A 20,900-nucleotide genomic window follows, 5' to 3' on the forward strand; every position below is an offset into this window, starting at 1 on the left:
ATTTCTTGACGCCGGCCGCCACCCGCGCCCGAATGCGCCGCGAGCAGGGGAGGGGCAGCATGTTTGCGGACCGCATCGAGCACAAGTGGATCGAGGCCTTCGCCGAGGTTCTGGCCAAATGCGCGGTCCGCCCGGGGGAGGTGGTCGCGATCCTCTCGGAAACGCAGTCCCGCGCTCTCAACGTCCATCTGGCCGAGCTCGCCCTTCTCCGCCTCGGCGCCCGCCCTTTCCACATCGTCCTGCCGACCGCCCGCAACCCGCACCCCGTTCCCATCCGCTCCACCGGCGCGAGCGAGGCGATCGAGGGCCTGGCCCCCGTGGTCGGGGCCCTCTCCGCCAGCAGCCTCGTCGTGGACCTCACCGTGCAAGGCCTGATGCACGCGCGGGAAACCGCCGCGATCCTCAAGGCCGGCGCCCGCATCCTTTCCATCTCCAACGAGCATCCGGAGGCGCTGGAGCGGATGCGCCCGGACGACGCGCTGGCCGCCCAGGTCCGCGCGGCCACGAAGATGCTGCGCGGATCGCACCGCATGAGCGTCCGCTCGGCCGCCGGCACGGCGCTGGAGGTCGATATGGCCGGCGCCGCCACCGTCGGTGTCTGGGGCTGGACGGACCGCCCGGGGACCCTCGCCCACTGGCCCGGCGGCATTGTTGTCAGCTTTCCCGCCGCCGGCACGGTCAACGGCACGCTGGTGCTGGACACCGGCGACATCAACCTCACCTTCAAGCGCTACCTCGCCGCCCCCATCCGCCTGACGATCGAGTCCGACTACGTCACGGCCATCGAGGGCACCGGCCCCGATGCCGAGATGCTGCGCCGGAGCTTCGCCGCCTGGGGCGACCGCGAGGCCTACGCCGTCTCCCATGTCGGCTTCGGCATGAACCCGGCCGCGCGCTACGAGGCGCTCTCCATGTACGACGGGCGCGACACCAACGGTACGGAGCTGCGCGCCGTGGCGGGCAACTTCCTCTTCTCCACCGGGGCCAACGAGTTCGCAGGCCGCTACACGCCCGGCCATTTCGACATCCCCGTCATGGGTACGGACATTCTCATCGACGGCACCCCCGTGGTGCTGGGCGGTGAGGTTCAGCCGGTGTTCGGGTGATTCCGTGCTGGACAGATCCATTCCTTTTCATATGATCGGCGCGGCAACGAGGGCCTATCCATGACCCCGGTCGTGATGCTGCACGGGATCGGCGCGGACGGACGGCTCTGGCGACCCCAGCGCGCGCCCTTCGCCGCGTGCGGCTACGAGGCCATCCCGCTGGATTTCCCCGGCTACGGCGCCCGCCCGCCGGTCGATGCGCTGGACTTCGAGACCATGGCCGCCGACGTGGAGGCCGCCATCGGGGCGCGCAGCCTGAGACGCCCCGTCCTGCTCGGCCACTCCATGGGCGGCATGGTCGCCCAGACCCTGCTGCGCCGCCGGCCCGACGCCTATGCCGCCGCCATCCTCTGCGCCACCAGCCCCGCCTTCGGGAATCCCTCCGGCGAGTTCCAGCGCGAATTCGTCGCCGCCCGCCTGAAGCCGCTGGAGGAGGGCCGGACCCTGGCCGACATCGCGCCCGAAACCCTCGCCGCCCTCACCGGCCCGGGCGGCACCCCCTTCCGCGATCTGGCGATCGAAGCGCTGGGCGCGACACCACAAGCCACCTTCCGCGCGGCGGTCCGGGCCCTCGTCACCTTCGACGAGCGCGCCAACCTCGGCGCCATCGGCGTCCCCGTCCTGTGCCTGGCCGGAGAGGCCGACACCAACGCGCCCGCGCCGATGATGCAGCGCATGGCCGGCAAGATCCCGGGCGCAGCCTATGTCTGCCTTCCCAACACCGGCCACCTGCCGAACATCGAGGCGCCGGATGCCTTCGACGCCGCCGTCCTGGACTTCCTGGACCGCCACCTGAAAGGGCCCCGTTGATGGACACGCTTCCCGCCGACCTCCTGCAGGACGAGCCGATCTTCGCGCCAGAGGCCTTCAACCTCACGCCCCAGCAGGCCGAGCTCACCGCCCGCGCGCGCCGCTTCGGCAAGGCGGTGCTGGCTCCCCGCGCCGCCACCTACGACCGCGAGGCGCGCTTCCCCATCGAGAACTTCCACGACATGCACGGGGAAGGGCTTCTCCGCATCTGCGTGCCCGAGGAGGACGGCGGAGAGGGCGCGGACTTCACCACCTATTGCCTTACCGCCGCGGAACTCGGCCGCTACTGCGGAGCGACAGCCCTCTCCTGGAACATGCACGTCTGCTCCACCCTCTGGTCCGGCCTGTTGTCGGAGGACCTGGAGATGGCTGAGGCCGACCGCGCCACCCACCGCGCCCGCCGGTCCCGCCACTACCGCCGCATCGTCGAGGAGGGCGCCATCTATTCCCAGCCCTTCTCCGAGGGCGGGGCGGCCGCCGCCGGCGCCATTGCCTTCGGCACCGAGGCGCGCCCGGTGGAGGGTGGCTACATCGTGAACGGCAAGAAGATCTTCGCCAGCCTGTCGGGTGCCGCCGACTACTACGGCATCCTCTGCACGGAACGCACGGGCAACGAGCCCGCCAGCCGCCGCAACACCCTCTATCTCGCGATCCCCGCGAAGGCTGAGGGCGTCACCATCGTCGGCGACTGGGATCCGCTGGGGATGCGCGGCACCGTTTCCCGCACGCTGCTGCTGAAGGACGTCTTCGTGCCGGAGGACGCCATGCTCATGCCGCGCGGCGTCTACTTCCAGGCCGCCGGGCGCTGGCCACACATGTTCATGACGCTGACGCCGACCTACATGGGCCTCGCCCAGGCCGCCTACGACTTCGCCGTCTCCTACCTCCGCGGCGAGGTGCCGGGCACGCCCCCCGTGAAGCGCCGCATGTTCCCGACGAAGCAGATCGCGGTTGCCGAGATGCGGATCATGCTCGAGCAGACCAAGGCCCTCTGGTTCCAGGCCATCCGGGAGGCCCGCCCCGACCCCACGCGCGAGCAGGTGCAGCGCGCCTATGCCGCGCAGTACACGGTGATGGAGAACGCGAACGCCCTCGCCACCAAGGCCATCCGCACCTGCGGCGGCCAGGCGATGCTGCGCAGCCTGCCGCTGGAGCGCATCTACCGCGACAGCCGCTGCGGTTCCCTCATGCTGCCCTGGACCGCCGAGATCTGCCTCGACCGCCTCGGCCGCGACACGCTCTACAAGCCCGGCGAGAAGGACGAGTGACCAACCTCGCCGCCCCCATCGACCGCAACGCCGCCTTCGCACCGGACAAGGTCGCGATCCGCTTCGAGGGAGCCGCGATCACCTACGCGGAGTTCGCGCGGGAGATCGCCCGCGCCGCGCACCTGCTGCGCACGCGCCACGGCGTGCGCCCCGGCGACCGCGTGGCCGTGCTCGCGGCGAACGCGCCGTCCTATCTCTCGCTGCTCTACGCCTGCGCCCGCCTCGGCGCGATCCTGCTGCCGCTGAACTGGCGCCTGGCCGCGCCGGAGCTGCGCTACATCATCGAGCACGCCCAGCCGCGCATCGCCTTTGCTGAAGCCGCCTTTGCAGAAACGCTGCACGAGGCAGCGCCCGATCTGCCCACCGCCCCGCTGGCCATCCCCGAAGGTTCCGAGGACAAGGATGGCCCTGGCACGCTCGATGATCCCTTGTTGCTCGTCTACACCTCCGGCACCACCGGCCGCCCCAAGGGCGCGCTGCTGGCGCAGGAGGCGCTGTTCCACAACGCGGTCATGAGCCACCACATGCACGGCATGACGGCGGAGGATCACGTCCTCTCCGTTCTCCCTTTTTTCCATGTCGGCGGGCTGAACATCCAGACCACGCCCGCCCTCCAGGCCGGCGCCACCATCACCATCCACCCGCGCTTTTCCGCCGACGTCGTGCTGGCGGCGGTGGCGAAGGACCGCCCCAGCCTTCTGCTCACCGTGCCCGCCACGCTGCGCGCCCTGATGGCGGCTGCGGGATGGGAAACGACCGACCTCTCATCCCTCCGGGCCATCAGCACCGGCTCCGAGCCCGTGCATCCCGCCCTGGTCGGGGCCGTGACGGCCCGGGGCCTGCCGCTGCTGCAGGTCTACGGCGCGACGGAGAGCTGCCCCATCGCGATCTACACGCGCCTCGGTTGCGCGACGACCGCGCCGACCTCCACCGGGCTGCCCGGTCTTCTCTGCGAGGCCCGCGTGGCCGACGACGACGGTCGCGAGCTTCCGCCCGGCACCGCTGGCGAGGTGCTTCTCCGCGGCCGCAACCTTTTCCGCGGCTACTGGCGCGACGAGGCCGCGACGGCGGCCTGCATGCAGGGCGGCTGGTACCGCACCGGCGACATCGCCACCCGCGACACAGCCGGCCATTTCCACGTGCACGACCGCCGCAAGAACCTCATCATCTCCGGCGGCGAGAACATCTACCCCGCCGAGGTCGAGCGCGTGCTGCTGGAGCACCCCGCCATCGCCGAGGCCGCCGTGCTCGGCGCGCCCGACCCGAAATGGCAGGAGGTGCCCGTCGCCTTCCTCGTCCTCCGCCCCGGCGCGGCCCTGGCGGAGGAGGCGGTGCGCGAGCACGTCGCGGCCCAGCTCGCCCGCTTCAAGGTGCCGCGCCGCGTCGTCTTCACCGACACCCTGCCGCGCACCGCGCTCGGCAAGGTCCGCCACTTCGAGCTCCGCCCGCTGATGGAGACCGCCCGCGCATGACGCCGCCCGCCCGCCGCCTCCGCATCGCCGTGCTCGGGGGCGGCAACGGCTCCTTCGCCGCCGCGGGCGACATGACCCTGGCCGGGCACGAGGTGCGGCTCTGGCGGCGCGACGCGGCCGCCGTCGAAGCCCATCGCGCCGCCGGCGGCAGCATCGCCGTGAAGGATGCGCGCGGCACGCAGGAGGCGCGCCTCGCCCTCGTCACCACGGACATGGCGGAGGCCCTGCGCGGCGCCGAGCTGATCCTCTGCCCCGCCCCCGCCACCGCGCAGCCCGACATCGCCCGCCTCCTCGCCCCCTGCCTGGCGGACGGGCAGGTCGTCTTCCTTCCCCCCGGCACGCTCGGCACGGTGCTGATGGCCCGCGCGCTGCATAACGCGGGCCGCGCGCCGAGGGTAGCCTTCGCCGAGACCGGCACGCTGCCCTGGCTCGCCCGCAAGCACGGGCCGCACCAGGTCTCGATCACCGTCCGCGCCACGCGGCTTCCCGTCGGCGTCTTCCCGCTGGATCGCGCGGAGATGGCGCTGGACGTCATCGGCGCCGCCTTCCCCGGCGTGATCGAGCCCTGCGGCGATGCCCTGTCGGGCGCGCTGATGAATGCCGGCGCCATCATTCACCCCCCGCTCATCGTCATGAACGCGGGCCCGCTCGAGCACTTCGAGAAATGGGACATCCACAACGAGGGCACCGTTCCCGCCATCCGCCGCACCACGGACGCGCTGGACGCCGAGCGCGTGGCGGTGCGCGAGGCGCTGGGTTACCGCGCCCCGCACTTCCCGCTCGCCCACCACTACGCGAAGACCGGCGAGGAATGGATGTACGGCCGCGCCTCGCATGACCGCCTGACCGAGTCCGGCGACTGGCGGGAGCGCATCGTGCTCACCGAGCACCGCTACATGATGGAGGACCTTCGCCTCGGCCTCTCCCTCATCATCTCGGCGGCCGAACTCGCGGGCGTGCCGGTCCCGCTCGCGCGCGCCTTCTCCGCCATCGGCGCTGCCATCCGCGGTGAGACGCCGGACTTCGCCGGCCGCACCCTGGCCGATGCCGGCCTCGGCGGCCTCGACCGCGTGGGCATCGCCCGGGTCCTCCAGCATGGCTTCTGAGCGCCCGCCCATCGCCTGCCTCGGCGCCGGACGCATGGGCCGCGGCATCGCCGTGGGATTCGCCTATGCCGGCCACGAGGTCGCGCTGGTGGACGCCAAGCCCCGCCCGCCCGAGGCCTTCGCCGCCCTGGAGCGCGAGGCCCTCGCGGAGATCGGCGACGCGCTCCGCACCCTCGGCGAACTCGGCCTCTTCGATCCCGCGCACGCCGACTCCCTGCTCTCCCGCGTTCGCGTGGTGCCCGAAGCAGCCGCCGCCGGGGCCCTGGGGAAAGCGGCCGTGGTCTTCGAGGGCGTGCCCGAAATCCTCGACCTCAAGCGCGACGCCCTCGCCCGCGCCTCCGCCATGATGGCGCCCGGCGCCATCCTCGCCTCGACCACCTCCACCATCCTCGTGGACGATCTCTCCCCGGCGGTGGCCGACCCGGCGCGCTTCCTCAACGCCCACTGGCTGAACCCCGCCTATATCGTCCCGCTCGTGGAGGTATCCCCCGGCCGCGACACCGCGCCCGAGACGCTGGCGCGCCTGAACGCCCTGCTGGAATCCGTCGGCAAGGTCCCCGTCACCTGCGCCGCCAGCCCCGGCTTCATCGTCCCGCGCCTGCAGACGCTCGCGATGAACGAGGCCGCCCGCATGGTGGAGGAGGGCGTCGCCAGCGCGGAGGAGATCGACCGCGCGGTGAAATACGGCTTCGGCTTCCGCTTCGGCGTTCTCGGGATGCTCGAGTTCATCGACTGGGGCGGCGGCGACATCCTCTACCACGCCAGCCGCTACCTCACCGGCGCCCTCGGCCACGAGCGCTACCGCGCGCCCGAGGTGATCGAGCGCAACATGCGGGACGGCCGGATCGGGCTTCGCACCGGGCAGGGTTTCCTGGACTATGCGGGCCGGGACATCGATTCCTACCGCCGCCAGCGCCTCGGCGCCCTGGTGGAGAGGCTGCGGGCCGAAGGGCTCGCCAAACCACCCGTGCTGCCGGACTGAACCGGGGCGCGACAGGGGACGACGCGCGGAGCCACGGCCGCAGGCATCAGGAGACGCTGGATGATCGGTCGAAGGGATTTTTCAACATTGGCGGTTGCCGGGGCGGCGGCCACCGCCACGGGGGCCCGCGCCCAGGGCCCCTGGCCGGAGCGCCCGCTCCGCTGGGTCGTCGGCTATGCCCCCGGCGGCGCGAGCGACATCTTCGCCCGCATGATCGCGCGCCAGATGGGCCCGGCGCTCGGCCAGAACATCGTGGTGGAGAACCGCCCGAGCGGCGGCGCCATCGTGGCCACGGAGAACGTCGTCCGTTCCCCCGCCGACGGCTACAGCCTGCTGCACGTCGACAACGGCGTGCTCGTCTACAATCCCGCCCTCTACGCCCGCCTGCCTTTCGACCCCGACCGCGACCTCACCAGCGTCGGCTTCATCGGCCGCTTCCCCATGCTGGTGGTGGTGCGCCCGGAGAGTCCCTTCACGGACTTCCCCTCCATGCTGGCGGCCTCGAAGACGCGCAGCATCACCTTCGGCACCCCCGCCGTCGCCTCGCCGCACCAGTTGGCGATGGAGGTGCTGAAGCGCCGCTCCGGGCTGGACGCCACCCATATCCCCTATCGCGGCATGCCCGCCGCGATGAACGACATGGTCGCGGGCCAGGTGGACTGCGTGGTGGTGGACGTGACCAATGGCCTTCCCTTCCTTTCCACCAACCGCGCCCGCGCCCTGATGGTGGTGGGTGACAGCCGCGCCGTCGCGCTGCCGGCGGTGCCGACCGCCGTGGAGCTCGGCTATCCCGGCGCCGTGGCCTATGGCTGGCAGGGCGTCTCCGTCGCCGCCGGCACGCCGCCGGCGGTGGTGGAGCGCCTGAACGCCCTTCTCCGCGCGGCGATCGAGAGCCCGGAGGTCTCGAAGCAGATGCGCGACATCGGCGCCGAACTCGTCCCGCGCAGCGCCGCGGAGATGGCCGAGTTCGTGCGGGCGGAGAACGCCGCCTGGCGTCCCCTCATCCGCGACCTCGGCATCCGGCTGGACGCCTGAGCCCTCAGGTCCCGCAGAAGGTCATGTAGGGCTGCTCGGGCGCGCCGGGTGCCACGTCGGCGCCCGGCTGGTCCTCGAAGGGGCGCGTCACGCTCGCCAGAAGCGCCTCGAAGGGTGCGAGGTCGTCGCGCTGAACGGCGGACTCCAGCGCGGCCTCCACGAGGTGGTTGCGCGGGATCACCGCCGGGTTCACCGCGTGCATCGCCGCCGCGCGGGCCGTCGGGTCGCCGCCCGCCTCCGCCAGCCGCTCGCGCCAGCGCAGCGCCCAGGCGTCATAGGCCGCGGGATCGGTGAACAGCGCGCGCACCGCCGCATCCCCCGCCTCGTCCTCCGCCGCGCGGCAGAGGCGGCGGAAAGTGAGGGTGAAGTCCGCCCCGTTCTCCGCCATCGCCTTCAGCAGGTCGCCCGCCAGGGCGTGGTCTCCGGCGCGGTCGCCGGGCAGCCCGATCTTGGCGCGCAGGCCGCCGAGATAGGCCGCCTCGAAGGCCGGTGCGTAGCCGGCCAGCACCTCCTGGGCGACCGCCACCGCCGCGTCCTCGTCCTCGGCCAGCAGCGGCAGCAACGCCTCGGCCAGCCGGGCGAGGTTCCACTGCATGATCCCGGGCTGGCTGCCATAGGCGTAGCGCCCGCCATGGTCGATGGAGCTGAACACCGTGGAGGCGTCGTAGGCGTCCATGAAGGCGCAAGGCCCGTAGTCGATCGTCTCGCCGGAAACGGAGGTGTTGTCGGTGTTCATCACTCCGTGGATGAAGCCGATCAGCATCCACTGCCCGACCAGCGCCGCCTGACGCGCGACCACGCCTTCCAGCAGCGCGCGGGCGGGGGAGGGGGCCTCGGCCGCCTCGGGGTAGTGCCGGGCGATGGCGTGGTCCGCCAGAACCCGCAGCGCCTCCACGTCCCGCCGCGCGGCGAAGAACTGGAAGGTGCCCACCCGGATGTGGCTCGACGCCACCCGCGTCAGCACCGCGCCCGGCAGCGGCGTCTCGCGCATCACCGCCTGGCCGGTGGAAACCGCCGCCAGTGCCCGGGTGGTCGGCACGCCCAGCGCCGCCATGGCCTCGCTGACAAGATATTCCCGCAGCACCGGCCCGACCGCCGCCCGCCCGTCCCCGCTGCGCGAGAAGGGCGTGCGGCCGGAACCCTTGAGCTGGATGTCGAAGCGCGCGCCGTCCGGCGCCACCACCTCGCCGAGCAGGATCGCCCGCCCGTCGCCGAGCTGGGGCGAGAAGCCGCCGAACTGGTGCCCGGCATAGGCGGCCGCGATCGGCTCCGCCCCTTCCGGCACCCGGTTCCCCGCGAGGATCGCCACTCCCTCCGGCGAGGCCAGCGCCGCGGGATCGAGCCCCAGACGCTCGGCCAGGGCGGTGTTCAGCCGCAGCAGGCGCGGGGCCGCGACCGGCGTCGGGTCCAGCCGCGCGCGGAAGCGGTCCGGCAGGCGGGCATAGGAGTTGTCGAAGGGAAAGCGGACGGTGCCGCCCTCCCGCGTCGCCTCGAGGGTCATCGTCATCCCGCTCAGATCGAGCCCGGCGGGTGCGGAAACAAGGTGGGCGCGCATCGCGTCGCCGCGAGCAGGAAGGCGGGAGGCGCCCCTAAGCCAGCGCCCTTTCCCAGTAGCGGAGGCTCACCGGATCGATCACCCCGCCCGCTTCCGCGTTCCGCGCGGAGATGGCCGCGTGAAAGGCCGCCGCTTCGTCCCGGTCCAGCAAGTCCCGCGCGGCGGCGATGATCCGCGTGATCCGCCGGTGATTGTGGTCATGCCGCACCAGCCAGTGGTCGGTCGCGGCATAGAAGCCCGCCATCCGCTCCAACGCCGCCCGCAACCCCGCCTGCGCCCGCGGGTCGGCACGGATCGCCGCCGCTTCCGCCGCCCCCAGCACCGGCGATCCCGGCACCGCCTGGCTGGGGTCGGGCAGGGGGAACAGCCACTGGATGAAGTCGTGCACCGCCTCCAGGCGCGCATCGTCGAAGGCCAGCACCTCGGCCAGCCGCCGCCCTTGCCCGTCGCGCCCCTCGCCGCGGAGGAAGTGCCGGATGAGGTCGGTCATGAACACTCCTCTCGTTGCGTCCCCGAACGGCTTCGCGCCCGGCCGCCCTTGGTCTAAGCACGCGGCGATCCGACATGACACGGAGGACAGAAACGGCTCGGCCGCCGGGCGCCCCGTCCTCTCCGCCCCTTTCGGAACCCTCATGCCCTATATTGTCGAAGCCGTCCTCTTCCTCGCCCCCTTCGCCCTCTATGCTCTCTGGCTGCGCTTCAACCCGGGGCGCGCGGTGGCCGCCCATGCCGTGGCCCTGGCGCTGCTGGGCCTCTCCATCTCCATCGGCGCCGCCATCTGGTACGGGCTGTCCCGCGGCATGGACCCCTACACCGCCTATGTCCCCCCGCGCGTGACCTCCGAGGGCATCGCCCCCGGCCACGCCGGCGAGGAGCGTTCCACCGGCGCCTGGCCGACGCTCAGGAACCCGGACCCGGGACCGCTGCGACAGTGAGCGCGCCCGATCCACGCCCGCCCGGCCCTTTCCCCGCCGATCCCCCCGCAGGCCACATCGAGCCGCCCTCCTTCCTGGCCGAGCCCGCATCCGCCGCCGTGCTCGCGGCCCTGCCCGGCGCCCGCGCGGTGGGCGGCGCGGTGCGGGACGCACTCGCCGGCCGGCCCGTGGCCGACGTGGACGTCGCCGCTCCCTTCCCACCGGAGGAAATCGCCGCCCGCCTCATGGCCGCCGGGCTGCGCGTGCACGAGACCGGCCTCGCCCACGGCACCGTCACCGCGGTGCTGGCCGGCCAGGCCGTGGAGGTTACCAGCCTGCGCCGCGACCTGGTCACTGACGGCCGCCACGCGGTCGTGGAATGGACCACCGACTGGCGCGAGGATGCGGCCCGGCGCGACTTCACCATGAACGCCCTCTCCCTTTCCGCCAGGGGCCACCTCTGGGACTATTTCGGCGGCCGGGAGGACCTCGCCGCCGGCCGTGTCCGCTTCGTGGGTGATCCCGCCACCCGCCTGGCCGAGGACCATCTCCGCGCCCTCCGCTTCTTCCGCTTCCAGGCCCGCTACGGCGTCGGCCAGCCGGACCCCATCGCCGTCGCCGCCATCCGGGATGCCGTTCCCAGCCTCGCCCGCCTTTCGGCCGAGCGCGTCTGGACCGAGATCAAGCGCCTCCTCGCCGCGCCCGATCCCGCCGGGGCGGTGGCGCTCATGGAGGAAACCGGCGTCCTCCCCGCCCTCCTCGGCGCCGATTCGCTCGGCGCCTCCCGCCACCTCCGGGCGCTCTCGGAGATCGGCGCCCCCGCCGACCCGATGCTGCGCTTCGACGCCCTGCTCACCCACGGTGCCGCCGCCGCGGCGCGCCGCCTGAAGGCGTCGAACGAGGAGGTCGCCCGCCTGGTCGCCCGCTACCGCGCCGGCCACGACCTCCTGCCCCTCCAGCCCGGGATCGCGACGGGCGGCCCGGAGGACGACGCGCTTCGCCGCCTGCTGGCCGAGCAGCCCAAGCATCGCCTGCTGGATGCCACCTGGCACCGCCAGGCCATCAACCGCGCCTGGTCCTGGCAGGGGCCGGACGACGCCGCCTGGGACCGGCTGCGGGCCCGCCTCCTGGCCATGCCCGTCCCGGTGTTTCCCCTTCAGGGCCGTGACGCCCTCGCGATGGGGGTGCCGCCCGGCCCCTCCGTCGGCCGCCTTCTCGCCGAGGTCCGGGCATGGTGGATGGAGGGGGGCTGCACCGCGGACACCGTTGCATGCCGGGCACGATTGGCGGGCCTGATGAGGAACATTCACGGCAAGGCCCTTCCGGAGGGCTGACGGACCGGTTTACGGATTGTCCACACTTCTCCGGAACCGTTGCCATGAACGCGAACCTCGCCCTCTGGGCCCCGCGCGTGCTCTCGATCCTGCGGATCGTCGCGGCCTTTATCTTCCTGCTGCACGGCACGCAGAAGCTCTTCGCCTTCCCTGGACCGCCGGCGGGCGGCAACCTGCCGCCGCTTCTCTCCCAGTACGGCATCGGCGCCATCATGGAGCTGGTGGGCGGGCTTCTGCTGCTGTTCGGCCTCTTCACCCGGCCCGTCGCCTTCCTCCTGGCCGGCGAGATGGCGGTCGCCTACTGGCAGTTCCACTTCCCCCGGAACTTCTGGCCGACCCTGAACGGCGGCGACGCGGCCATCCTCTACTGCTTCATCTTCCTCTACCTCGTCTTCGCCGGCCCCGGCCCCTGGAGCGTGGACGCCACCCGCGACCGCAGCACGACCAACCGGATCTGACGCCAAGCCTCCTGGCCCTGGCGGGGCCTGTGCTGTAACCGCCCGCCATGGCCAATTCCCGGACCGACAAACCCGGCAAGCGCCGCCTCGACCCCGAGGCGGCGCGCGCGCTTCTCGCCCGCCTCTGGCGCGAGGAACTGCGCCACCACCCGCGCCGCATCGCCCTCGCCCTGCTCTGCACCGCCCTGGTCGCGGGGCTCACCGCCCTTTACCCGGTGATGATCCAGCAGGCCTTCGACTTGTTCGCGAAGCCCGGCGCCGATGGCGGCCTGCAGATCGTCTGGGCCATCCCGCCCGCCATCGTGCTGCTGACCTGCGCCAAGGCGCTGGCCCAGTACGGCCAGGCCGTTTCCATCCAATCCACCGTGCTGCGCGTGATCGAGGGGCTGCAGAACCGCCTCTTCCGCGCCCTGACGCGGGCCGACCTCGCCATGGTCGCCCACGACGCTCCCGCCCGCCACGCCGCCCGCTTCACGGCCGATGCGGCCGCCATCCGGGAAGCGCTGACCAAGGCCATCAACGCCATCGCCGACGTGCTGACCGTCGTCGGGCTCGTCGCCTCCATGGTCTGGCTGGACTGGAAGATGTCGCTCATCGCGGCGGCGCTCTACCCGGTTGCCGTCGTGCCCATCCTGCGCCTCGGCAAGCGCATCCGCCGCGCCTCGGGCGGCATGCAGGAGAGGGTGGGGGAGGCAGCGGCCAGCCTGACCGAAAGCTTCGCCGCCGCCCGCGTGGTCCGCACCTACCGGCTGGAGGAGGCCGAGGAGTCCCGCGCCGCCCGGCTCTTCGCCGATCTCCGCGCCAGCCTTCTCTCCATCGCCCGCACCCGCGCCAGCCTCGATCCCATGCTGGAGGCCATCGGCGGCTTCGCCGTCGCCGCCATCCTCGCGGTCGTCGGCTGGCGCGTCTCCCAGGGGGAGGGGACGGTGGGCGAGTTCACCGGCTTCGTCGCCGCCCTCCTGATCGCCGCCCGCCCCGTCCGCGCGCTCGGCAGCCTCAACGCCGCCCTTCAGGAAGGGCTGGCCGGGCTGTCCCGCGTGAACGCCGTGATCGATGCTCCCCGCCGGATCACCAGCCCCTCCGGCGCGCCGCCCCTCCCGCCCGGCCGCGGCCGGATCGCCTTCGAGGGCGTCCACTTCGCCTATGAGGCCGATCGCGGGGCCCTGCACGGCGTCACCTTCAGCGCCGAGCCCGGCCGCACCGTGGCCCTGGTCGGTCCCTCCGGCGCCGGCAAGTCCACCGCCCTGGCCCTGGTGCCGCGCCTGTACGACCCCACCGCCGGGCGCGTGACGGTCGATGGCGCAGACCTGCGCGCCGTGTCCCTGGAGAGCCTGCGCGACGCCATCGCCTATGTCGGCCAGGACGCCACCGTCTTCGACGACACGGCTTACGCCAACATCGCCAGCGGCCGTCCCGGCGCCACGGAGGCGGAGGTCGAGGCCGCCGCCCGCGCCGCCGCCGCGCACGACTTCATCCTGGGCCTTCCCCAGGGCTACGGCACCGTTCTCGGCCCCGGCGGCGCCCGTCTCTCGGGCGGCCAGCGCCAGCGCATCTCCCTCGCCCGCGCCCTGCTGCGCAACCCGCGCATCCTCCTGCTGGACGAGGCCACCAGCGCGCTCGACACCAACAGCGAGGCCGCCGTGCAGGCCGCGCTGGCGACGCTGCGCGCCGGCCGCACCACCCTGGTGGTCGCCCACCGCCTCTCCACCGTGCGCGACGCCGACCTGATCGTGGTGATGGAGGCCGGCCGTGTGGCCGAATCCGGCACCCATGCCGAGCTTCTGGATGCGGGCGGCCTCTACGCCGGCCTGGTCCGCGCGCAGGCCTTCGCCCCTGCCTGAGAGGTCCCCATGCACCGCATCATCCGCGCCGCCGATCTCCAGCCCCGTCCCTGGCCCAACGGCCTCGGCATCACCCGCGACATCGCCGCGCAGGAGGCCGGCGCGGAGAACCCGGGCTGGCTGATCACGGTGGCCGACCTCGCCGGGGATGCCGCCTTTTCCCACTTTCCCCGGACCGACCGGATCTTCACCCTTCTCGGCGGCGCGGGGGTCACCCTTGAGCTGGATGGCCACCCGCCTCTGCCCTGCCTCCCCTGGGTGCCCGCCAGCTTCCCCGGCGATGTCCCCACCTTCTGCCGGATGGCCGGCGGGGCCGCCCGCGCCTTCAACGTCATGACCGGCCGCGGCCACGAGGCCCGCGTGGCCGTCCGCAGCATCGCCGCGGGCCACACGGTGCGCAGCACTCCCCGATGCACCGCCATCTTCTGCGCCGAGGGAAGCCTGACGGTCGGGAACGAGCGGCTCGGAGCCGGGGACACGATGCTGCATCCCGGCGCGACGGCCATCGAAGGGCCGGGGCTCGCGCTCATGGTGGATATCTGAGGCGCCGGTGTCCCTCGGGAGGTTCTGCCTCCCGAACCCTCCACCGGGGTGGCAGCGGCCACCCCGGACCCTGCGATCGGTGGGGTATGCGCCTGAGGTCATCGACCTCCGGCGACTGACAGGTCAGCCCTCGCGGCCATGACAAATATTCAAAGGCGCTGCCTTCTTCCGTGGCGGCGCCAAAAACGGACCACGGGGTCCGGGGAGCCCGCCGGCTTTCCGGCGGAGGGTCCGGGAGGCGGCGCCTCCCGGAGTCGCCCGCTCCTCACTCCCGCCGCAGCACTCCATCCACCACCCGGTCCGCCCAGGCCTTGCTCCGGAACGCCGCCCGCAGCCCCGCCTCGTCATACCCGTCCCGCACCCAGTCGAGGAACGGCACCCGCCCTTCGGCCTCGCGCGCGTAGAGCCGGAAGAAGGCGTCGAGAATCCCGGTGCGCGACGCGCTGACATGGCCGTGCCGCCAGTGAAGCTGCGCCAGGGCCTCCGCGCTCGTCCCGCCGCCCAGGATCAGGAACACCCCCGCGGCGAGCCCCGTCCGGTCGGCGCCGGACTTGCAATGGATCAGCGCCGGCTCCGCCATGGCCCCGAAGATCCCCGCGAGCCGCAGCAGCCTGTCCCGGTGCGGCGCGCCCCGGCTCTCGAAGGGGGCGTCCACGTGCACCAGCCCCAGCCGTGCCGCCTCGGCCCGCGACAGGGCGTCGGAGCCACAATTCACCCGCTCCCCCCGCAGGTTGATCACCGTGCGCAGTCCGAGCCGCCGCGCCGCATCCCGCAATTGCCAGGGGGAAGGGTGATTCGAGCGGTAGAGGCGCCCCGGCGACACCACCCCCCAGTTCCGCCAGCCCTGCCGGAGGATCGCGTGGTCCACGAAAAGGCTGTTCACCAGGGCGGCCCGGCGTCCGGCTGGGGTCGTCAGGTCCTGCGGCATGGGGCGGGAGATAGGGTGGGAAGGGGCCATCCGGCAATCGGCGAGCAATGCCGCGGGAAACATCCCCCTCCGGCCCTGCGTTAGTATTCCTCACCGAAGAACGAGGAGGCCCGCCATGTCGAAAGCCCATCTGCCGCCGGTTCCGCCCGCCAACCAGGCGCCGCACGGCGGCAACACGCCCGGCGAGGGCGAGGTGAATCCCAAGGACGCCCGCAACACCGCCGACAACCGCGGCAAGCTCGATCCGGGGCAGCAGAACGCCACCGGCATCAACACCCACCACCAGGGTTACCAGCAGGACCGTTGATCATGCCCAAGGGAAACGAGGAATCCACCGACCGCTCGGCCGGCGGGCCCGGCAGCAGCCACCAGGGCGGCAACCACGGCCACGCGCACCGGGAGAAGGGTCACACCGAGCCCGGCGCGGCCACCAACAGCAGCAAGAGCCAGGTGTCCGGCGGTGGTGGCGAGCGCGACAGCCACCACACGCATGATGCCGAGAAGAAAGGCGAACGCAGCGGCTCTTGAGGGCAGCGGCGCCTGGGCCAGGGCGGCTTTGCCGCCCTGGCCGGGTCAGTCGGCACGTGCGCCGGTGATCCGGACCGCTTCCTGCCACATCGGCCGCTCGCTCTTGCCGCGGGCCGCCGCCCCCTCCGGAGTGGACCAGAGCAGCTTGGTTCCGGCCTGAAGCGCCCGCCGCTGCATCGCCTCGTCCTCTGCCACGGCCTTGAGGGCGGCGTTCAGCCTGTCCACCACCGGCCGCGGCGTCGCCGCCGGCGCCACCATGGCGGCCCAGGATGTGATCACGAAATCCGGCATCCCCGCCTCCGCCATGGTCGGCAAGTCCGGCAGGCTCGGCCAGCGCTCCGCTCCCGTCACCGCGAAGGCGCGCATGCGACCCTCCTGGATGATCGGGATGTAGGAAGCGAGGTTGTCCACCGCGACCGTGAGATCGCCCGACAGCATGGCCGGGATGATCTGCGCCGCGCCCCGGAACGGCACGTGCTCCGCGTTCAGGTTCAGGCGGGCCGCCATCAGCGCGCCCGAGAGATGCGCCGTGGTCCCGACCCCCGGGCTGCCATAGGTGATCCCGTTCGGGCGCGCCCGGGACCAGGCGATGAACTCGGACAGGGTGCGCGCCGGGCAGTGCTGGCTGCTGACCACCACCACGTTGGGCAGCTCATAGGTCAGCGCCACCGCAACGAAGTCGCGGTCGATTTCCCAGGGCATGCGGGAATAAAGATACTGGTTGATCGAGAAGTGCCCGATCGTGGCCATGCCCAGCGTGTAGCCATCGGCCGGTGACTTGGCGATCGCGTCCATTCCGATGTTGCCGCCCGCGCCCGGCCGGTTCTCGATGACGAAGTTCTGCCCGAGCCTGGACTGGAGCTGCTCGCAGTAGATGCGCGTCATCACGTCGGTCGATCCCGCGGGCGGGAAGGGGACGATCACCCGCACCGCCCGGCTCGGCCAGTCGGTCGCGGCCGGCTGGGCCCCCGCGGGGCGGATGAAGGGCAGGGCCAGGCCCGTGCCGAGAAGGGAACCCAGGAGGGGGCGGCGCGCGACCATGGGGAGGTGTCCTCGTTCTTGCTTGGCGCCCAGCCTAGCGGCCAGCCCCGTGCCGGGGCCAGCCCCCGGACCCCTCAGGGCCAGCGCACCTCGGGCGGCATGGACATCAGGATCGCCTCCACGTTCCCACCGGTCTTGAGGCCGAACAGCGTGCCCCGGTCGTGCAGCAGGTTGAACTCCACGTAGCGCCCGCGGCGGATCAGCTGCGCCTCGCGCTCGGCCCCGGTCCAGGGCTCGTGCATCCGGCGGCGGACAATGGCGGGATAGGCTTCCAGGAAGGCCTCTCCCACGTCCCGGGTGAAGGCGAAATGGTCCTCCAGCCGCGCGCCCTCCGGCTCGTCCCGGCCGAGCCAGTCGTAGAAGATTCCCCCCAGCCCGCGCGGCTCCCCCCGGTGGGGCAGGAAGAAGTACTCGTCGCACCAGGCCTTGAAGCGCGGGTAGTAGTCCGGGTCGTGCCGGTCGCAGGCGGCGCGAAAGGCGGCGTGGAAGCTTGCCGCGTCCATCCGGGCTTCCGGCGACTCCGGGAACATCGGCGTCAGGTCCCCACCCCCCCCGAACCAGCTGCGGCGGGTGGTGATGAAACGCGTGTTCATGTGGGCCGCCGGCACCCGGGGGGAGCGCATATGCGCCACCAGGGAAACGCCCGTGGCCAGGAAGCGCGGGTCCTCCTCCGCCCCGGGGATCTGCCTGCGGAACTCCGGGCTGAACTCCCCCCAGACGGTGGAAACATTGACCCCCACCTTCTCGAAGACCCGGCCCTTCATCACCGACATCACGCCGCCCCCGCCCTCCGGCCGGTCCCAGGCGGTGCGCTCGAAGCGGCCCGGCGGCATGCCGCCGTGGGCCCCGGTGCCGCACTCGTCCTCGATCGCCTCGAAGGCGGCGCAGAGCCGGTCGCGCAGCCCCTCGAACCAGGCCCGGGCCGGGCCGGCCATGGAATGGAACCCGGCCTCGGCCGGGCCCTGGGCGGCCTCTCCGGGAACATTCTGGTCCGTCGTGTGTGTCATATGCCTCATCGTCGTGTTGCGGCGCGGTTGGCGCCGTTGCCACCCTGCATTCCCAACCTTTATATGACGGCGGAACCGGCTTGGCACCGCGCAGCCGCGCGCGCCCGGCCACGCCCCGCTAGGCCCCCGCCGGCCCGGACCTTGTCCGGGCCGCCCGGGCCCTGCGGGAGACAGTGCAACCGCCCCTCCTGTCGCGCCCCCGGCGCCGCACGGGTGGGGACGGAGAACAGGACGAGCGATCGAATGGCCGATGTGCTGGCTTCCCCGCCCAAGACGAGCCCCTCCGAGGCGGGCCCGCGTCAGGCCGATCCGGTCGGCGTGCACCACGAGGAAGGCCCGCCCCGCCGCGACTTCCTGAAACTTGCCGCCGGCTCCTTCGCGGCGGTGGGGGTCGGCGTGGTGGTGTGGCCCTTCATCAACTCGATGAATCCGAGCCAGGACGTCCTGGCCCTGGCCTCCACCGAGGTGGAGCTGGGCCCGATCGCCGAGGGACAGGCCATCACCGCCATGTGGCGCGGCAAGCCGGTTTTCGTGCGCCGCCGCACCCCGCAGGAGATCCAGGAGGCACGCGCCGTTCCGCTCGGCGAGCTGCGCGACCCCGCCACCGACCAGTCCCGCACCAAGCCCGGCAAGGAGCAGTGGCTGATCGTCGTCGGCGTCTGCACCCATCTCGGCTGCGTGCCGCTGGGCCAGAAGCCGACGGATGCGCGCGGCGACTTCGGCGGCTGGTTCTGCCCCTGCCACGGCAGCCACTACGACACCGCCGGCCGCGTGCGCCGCGGCCCCGCGCCGCTGAACCTCGCCGTTCCCGATTACACCTTCACCTCCGACACCCGAATCCGGGTCGGCTGAGGAGCCAAGAACAATGCCCGAGGGCCTTCACGAGTCCGACGTCAAGAACCCGGTGCTCCGCTGGGTCGACCAGCGGCTGCCCGTCATCTCCATGGTGCAACGGGAATACGGCACCTTCCCGACGCCGCGGAACTTCAACTACTTCTGGAACTTCGGCGCGCTCGCCATGATCAGCCTCGCGATCATGATCGCGACCGGCGTCGTGCTTTCCATGCAGTACACGGCCAACACCCACATGGCGTTCGACTCCGTCGAGCGCATCATGCGGGACGTCAACTACGGCTGGCTGCTCCGCTACATCCACGCCAACGGGGCCTCGATGTTCTTCATCGTGGTCTACATCCATATCTGGCGGAACCTGAACTACGGTTCCTACAAGACCCCGCGCGAGCTGCTCTTCATGATCGGCGTCGTCATCTTCATCCTGATGATGGCCACCGCCTTCATGGGCTACGTGCTGCCCTGGGGGCAGATGTCCTTCTGGGGTGCGACGGTCATCACCAACCTCTTCTCCGCCATTCCGGTGGTGGGGCAGAGCATCGTGACCTGGCTCTGGGGCGGCTTCTCGGTGGACAACCCCACCCTGAACCGCTTCTTCTCGCTGCACTTCCTGCTGCCCTTCGTGATCACGGGCGTGGTGTTCCTGCACATCGCCGCGCTGCACATCACGGGCTCGAACAACCCGCTCGGCATCGAGCCGAAGGGGCCGCAGGACACGATTCCCTTCCACCCCTACTACACCTCCAAGGACAGCATCGGCATCGTCGTCTACCTGCTGGTCTTCGCCCTGCTGGTGTTCTTCGCGCCGAACATGCTCGGCCATGCCGACAACTACATCCCGGCGAACCCGCTGGTCACGCCCGCGCATATCGTGCCGGAATGGTACTTCCTGCCCTTCTACGCGATCCTGCGCGCGGTTCCGAACAAGCTGGGCGGCGTGGTGCTGATGGGCGGCGCGCTGGTGGTGCTGTTCTTCCTGCCCTGGCTGGACTCCTCGCCGGTGCGTTCCATGCGCTTCCGCCCGATCGCCAAGTGGGCCTTCCTGCTCTTCACCGCGAACTTCTTCGTGCTGATGTGGGTGGGCGGCAAGCCGGCCGAGGCGCCCTACATCCTGATCGCCCAGGTCTGCACGGCCTACTACTTCGCCTACTTTCTGGTGATCCTGCCCTTCCTGTCCAAGTTCGAGCGTCCCTTGCCCTTGCCCGAAAGCATCAGCCGAGCCGTGCTGTCGCACCGGGGCGGGGGTCCCCTGCCTGCCGGCGCAACGGCCAAGCCGATGGAGAAGGCGTGATGCGCCCCTTGTTCACCACCGTTAAGGCGGCCGCCGTTGCGGCCGCGCTCTTCCTCGCTCCCGCGCTCGGCGCGGGGGAGGCGCGCGCCCAGGGTCACGACGTGATCAACCTGCCGGACACGAAGTTCACCTTCGATGGCCCCTTCGGCACCTTCGACCGTGCCTCCGCCCAGCGCGGCTTCCAGATTTACAAGGAGGTCTGCTCGAGCTGCCATTCCATGCGGCAGCTCTCCTACCGCCACCTCACCGGCATCGGGCTGAACGCGGCGCAGATCGCCGCGCTCGCCTCGCAGTTCCAGGTGCAGGACGGGCCCAACGACAACGGCGAGATGTTCGAGCGCCCGGCCCGTGCCGCCGACCACTTCCGCCGCCCCTTCGCGAACGACGCCGCGGCCCGCGCCGCCAACAACGGTGCCCTGCCGCCGGACCTGTCGGTGATCGTGAAGGCCCGTGAGGGCGGGGCGGACTACATCCACGCCCTGCTGACCGGCTACGAGGAGCCGCCTCCGGGCGTCACCGTCGCCGAGGGGATGAACTACAACAAGTACTTCCCGGGTCATCAGATCGCCATGGCCGCCCCGCTCAACACGGACGGGCAGGTGGAGTTCGCCGATGGCACCAACGGCACCATCGACCAGATGGCGACCGACGTGACCACCTTCCTGTCCTGGGCGGCGGAGCCGGAGCTGGAGCAGCGCCGCGCCATGGGCGTGCGGATGGTGATCTTCCTTTCCATCCTCGGTGGCCTCGCCTACGCCGTGAAGCGCAAGCTCTGGGCCGACCTGCACTAGGCCAGCCCGAAGCAGGCCCCAAAACGGGAAGGCCCCGC

General features: G+C 71.9%; 22 protein-coding genes. 17 read left to right on the top strand and 5 right to left on the bottom strand.

Features of this window, described 5'->3' with window-relative positions; genetic code table 11:
* The first annotated feature begins 59 nt into the window (after positions 1–59).
* From ACFFIC_RS15990 to ACFFIC_RS16020, 7 genes are read left to right on the top strand one after another with little or no spacing between them, the layout of a single operon-like run.
* Positions 60–1,106 (top strand): M29 family metallopeptidase, encoded by a 1,047-nt coding sequence (locus ACFFIC_RS15990; RefSeq protein WP_377052085.1) that lies wholly within the window; start codon positions 60–62, stop codon positions 1,104–1,106.
* Positions 1,107–1,166: 60 nt separating this feature from the next.
* Positions 1,167–1,916 (top strand): alpha/beta fold hydrolase, encoded by a 750-nt coding sequence (locus tag ACFFIC_RS15995; RefSeq protein ID WP_377052087.1) that lies wholly within the window; start codon positions 1,167–1,169, stop codon positions 1,914–1,916.
* Positions 1,916–3,184 (top strand): acyl-CoA dehydrogenase family protein, encoded by a 1,269-nt coding sequence (locus tag ACFFIC_RS16000; protein WP_377052089.1) that lies wholly within the window; start codon positions 1,916–1,918, stop codon positions 3,182–3,184. Before ACFFIC_RS15995 ends, ACFFIC_RS16000 begins: the two co-directional genes overlap by 1 nt.
* Positions 3,181–4,656: a class I adenylate-forming enzyme family protein gene (locus ACFFIC_RS16005; protein ID WP_377052091.1), complete on the top strand. Its 1,476-nt coding sequence runs from the start codon at positions 3,181–3,183 to the stop codon at positions 4,654–4,656. Before ACFFIC_RS16000 ends, ACFFIC_RS16005 begins: the two co-directional genes overlap by 4 nt.
* Positions 4,653–5,762 (top strand): NAD/NADP-dependent octopine/nopaline dehydrogenase family protein, encoded by a 1,110-nt coding sequence (locus ACFFIC_RS16010; protein ID WP_377052093.1) that lies wholly within the window; start codon positions 4,653–4,655, stop codon positions 5,760–5,762. Before ACFFIC_RS16005 ends, ACFFIC_RS16010 begins: the two co-directional genes overlap by 4 nt.
* Positions 5,752–6,744, top strand: a complete 993-nt coding sequence (locus ACFFIC_RS16015) for a 3-hydroxybutyryl-CoA dehydrogenase (RefSeq protein WP_377052095.1) — start codon at positions 5,752–5,754, stop codon at positions 6,742–6,744. The genes ACFFIC_RS16010 and ACFFIC_RS16015 overlap by 11 nt, the downstream gene beginning before the upstream one ends.
* A 60-nt stretch (positions 6,745–6,804) precedes the next feature.
* Positions 6,805–7,779 carry a Bug family tripartite tricarboxylate transporter substrate binding protein gene (locus tag ACFFIC_RS16020; RefSeq protein WP_377052097.1) on the top strand — a complete coding sequence of 325 codons (975 nt, stop codon included), beginning with the start codon at positions 6,805–6,807 and terminating at the stop codon, positions 7,777–7,779.
* 4 nt (positions 7,780–7,783) lie between these two features.
* On the opposite strand, the gene ACFFIC_RS16025 is transcribed toward ACFFIC_RS16020, so the two are convergent.
* Together ACFFIC_RS16025 and ACFFIC_RS16030 are read right to left on the bottom strand one after the other, a co-directional pair.
* Positions 7,784–9,280: a protein adenylyltransferase SelO gene (locus tag ACFFIC_RS16025; protein ID WP_377052194.1), complete on the bottom strand. Its 1,497-nt coding sequence runs from the start codon at positions 9,278–9,280 to the stop codon at positions 7,784–7,786.
* Positions 9,281–9,368: 88 nt separating this feature from the next.
* A complete protein-coding gene (locus tag ACFFIC_RS16030) occupies positions 9,369–9,824 on the bottom strand; it encodes an opioid growth factor receptor-related protein (RefSeq protein ID WP_377052099.1) in 456 nt (151 codons plus the stop codon).
* Positions 9,825–9,966: 142 nt separating this feature from the next.
* On the opposite strand from ACFFIC_RS16030, the gene ACFFIC_RS16035 reads away from it, so the two are divergent.
* From ACFFIC_RS16035 to ACFFIC_RS16055, 5 genes are read left to right on the top strand one after another with little or no spacing between them, the layout of a single operon-like run.
* Complete coding sequence (locus ACFFIC_RS16035; protein WP_377052101.1) at positions 9,967–10,269, top strand: hypothetical protein; 303 nt, start codon at positions 9,967–9,969, stop codon at positions 10,267–10,269.
* Entirely contained in the window at positions 10,266–11,582 is a 1,317-nt protein-coding gene (locus ACFFIC_RS16040; RefSeq protein ID WP_377052103.1) for a CCA tRNA nucleotidyltransferase, read from the top strand. Before ACFFIC_RS16035 ends, ACFFIC_RS16040 begins: the two co-directional genes overlap by 4 nt.
* Positions 11,583–11,626: 44 nt before the next feature.
* Positions 11,627–12,040 carry a DoxX family protein gene (locus tag ACFFIC_RS16045; protein WP_377052105.1) on the top strand — a complete coding sequence of 138 codons (414 nt, stop codon included), beginning with the start codon at positions 11,627–11,629 and terminating at the stop codon, positions 12,038–12,040.
* Positions 12,041–12,087: 47 nt separating this feature from the next.
* On the top strand, positions 12,088–13,881 hold the full coding sequence (locus tag ACFFIC_RS16050; protein ID WP_377052107.1) for an ABC transporter ATP-binding protein: 1,794 nt from the start codon (positions 12,088–12,090) through the stop codon (positions 13,879–13,881).
* 9 nt (positions 13,882–13,890) lie between these two features.
* Positions 13,891–14,424, top strand: coding sequence for a HutD/Ves family protein (locus ACFFIC_RS16055; RefSeq protein WP_377052109.1), 534 nt, complete (start codon positions 13,891–13,893; stop codon positions 14,422–14,424).
* Positions 14,425–14,689: 265 nt separating this feature from the next.
* Here ACFFIC_RS16055 and ACFFIC_RS16060 read toward each other — a convergent pair whose 3' ends face one another.
* Entirely contained in the window at positions 14,690–15,352 is a 663-nt protein-coding gene (locus tag ACFFIC_RS16060; protein ID WP_377052196.1) for a tyrosine-protein phosphatase, read from the bottom strand.
* A 115-nt stretch (positions 15,353–15,467) separates the two neighbouring features.
* Between ACFFIC_RS16060 and ACFFIC_RS16065 the strand changes: the two genes are divergently transcribed.
* Together ACFFIC_RS16065 and ACFFIC_RS16070 are read left to right on the top strand one after the other, a co-directional pair.
* On the top strand, positions 15,468–15,659 hold the full coding sequence (locus ACFFIC_RS16065) for a hypothetical protein (protein WP_377052111.1): 192 nt from the start codon (positions 15,468–15,470) through the stop codon (positions 15,657–15,659).
* A 2-nt stretch (positions 15,660–15,661) separates the two neighbouring features.
* The gene (locus ACFFIC_RS16070; RefSeq protein ID WP_377052113.1) at positions 15,662–15,880 is read left to right on the top strand and encodes a hypothetical protein; all 219 of its coding nucleotides are present in this window, start codon (positions 15,662–15,664) and stop codon (positions 15,878–15,880) included.
* A gap of 45 nt (positions 15,881–15,925) precedes the next feature.
* On the opposite strand, the gene ACFFIC_RS16075 is transcribed toward ACFFIC_RS16070, so the two are convergent.
* The gene (locus tag ACFFIC_RS16075; protein WP_377052115.1) at positions 15,926–16,921 is read right to left on the bottom strand and encodes a Bug family tripartite tricarboxylate transporter substrate binding protein; all 996 of its coding nucleotides are present in this window, start codon (positions 16,919–16,921) and stop codon (positions 15,926–15,928) included.
* 74 nt (positions 16,922–16,995) lie between these two features.
* Positions 16,996–17,856, bottom strand: a complete 861-nt coding sequence (gene hemF, locus ACFFIC_RS16080) for an oxygen-dependent coproporphyrinogen oxidase (RefSeq protein ID WP_377052198.1) — start codon at positions 17,854–17,856, stop codon at positions 16,996–16,998.
* A 315-nt stretch (positions 17,857–18,171) separates the two neighbouring features.
* On the opposite strand from hemF, the gene petA reads away from it, so the two are divergent.
* Genes petA through ACFFIC_RS16095 form a run of 3 tightly spaced genes read left to right on the top strand, consistent with a single transcriptional unit; the run spans position 18,172 to position 20,862 of the window.
* The gene (gene petA / locus ACFFIC_RS16085; RefSeq protein ID WP_377052117.1) at positions 18,172–18,780 is read left to right on the top strand and encodes a ubiquinol-cytochrome c reductase iron-sulfur subunit; all 609 of its coding nucleotides are present in this window, start codon (positions 18,172–18,174) and stop codon (positions 18,778–18,780) included.
* 13 nt (positions 18,781–18,793) lie between these two features.
* Positions 18,794–20,071, top strand: a complete 1,278-nt coding sequence (locus ACFFIC_RS16090; RefSeq protein ID WP_377052119.1) for a cytochrome b — start codon at positions 18,794–18,796, stop codon at positions 20,069–20,071.
* The gene (locus tag ACFFIC_RS16095) at positions 20,071–20,862 is read left to right on the top strand and encodes a cytochrome c1 (protein WP_377052200.1); all 792 of its coding nucleotides are present in this window, start codon (positions 20,071–20,073) and stop codon (positions 20,860–20,862) included. Before ACFFIC_RS16090 ends, ACFFIC_RS16095 begins: the two co-directional genes overlap by 1 nt.
* The last annotated feature ends 38 nt before the right edge of the window (positions 20,863–20,900 follow it).

Origin of the sequence: Muricoccus vinaceus, from assembly GCF_042433125.1 — a bacterium.
GTDB classification, from domain to species: Bacteria; Pseudomonadota; Alphaproteobacteria; order Acetobacterales; family Acetobacteraceae; genus Roseomonas; species Roseomonas vinacea.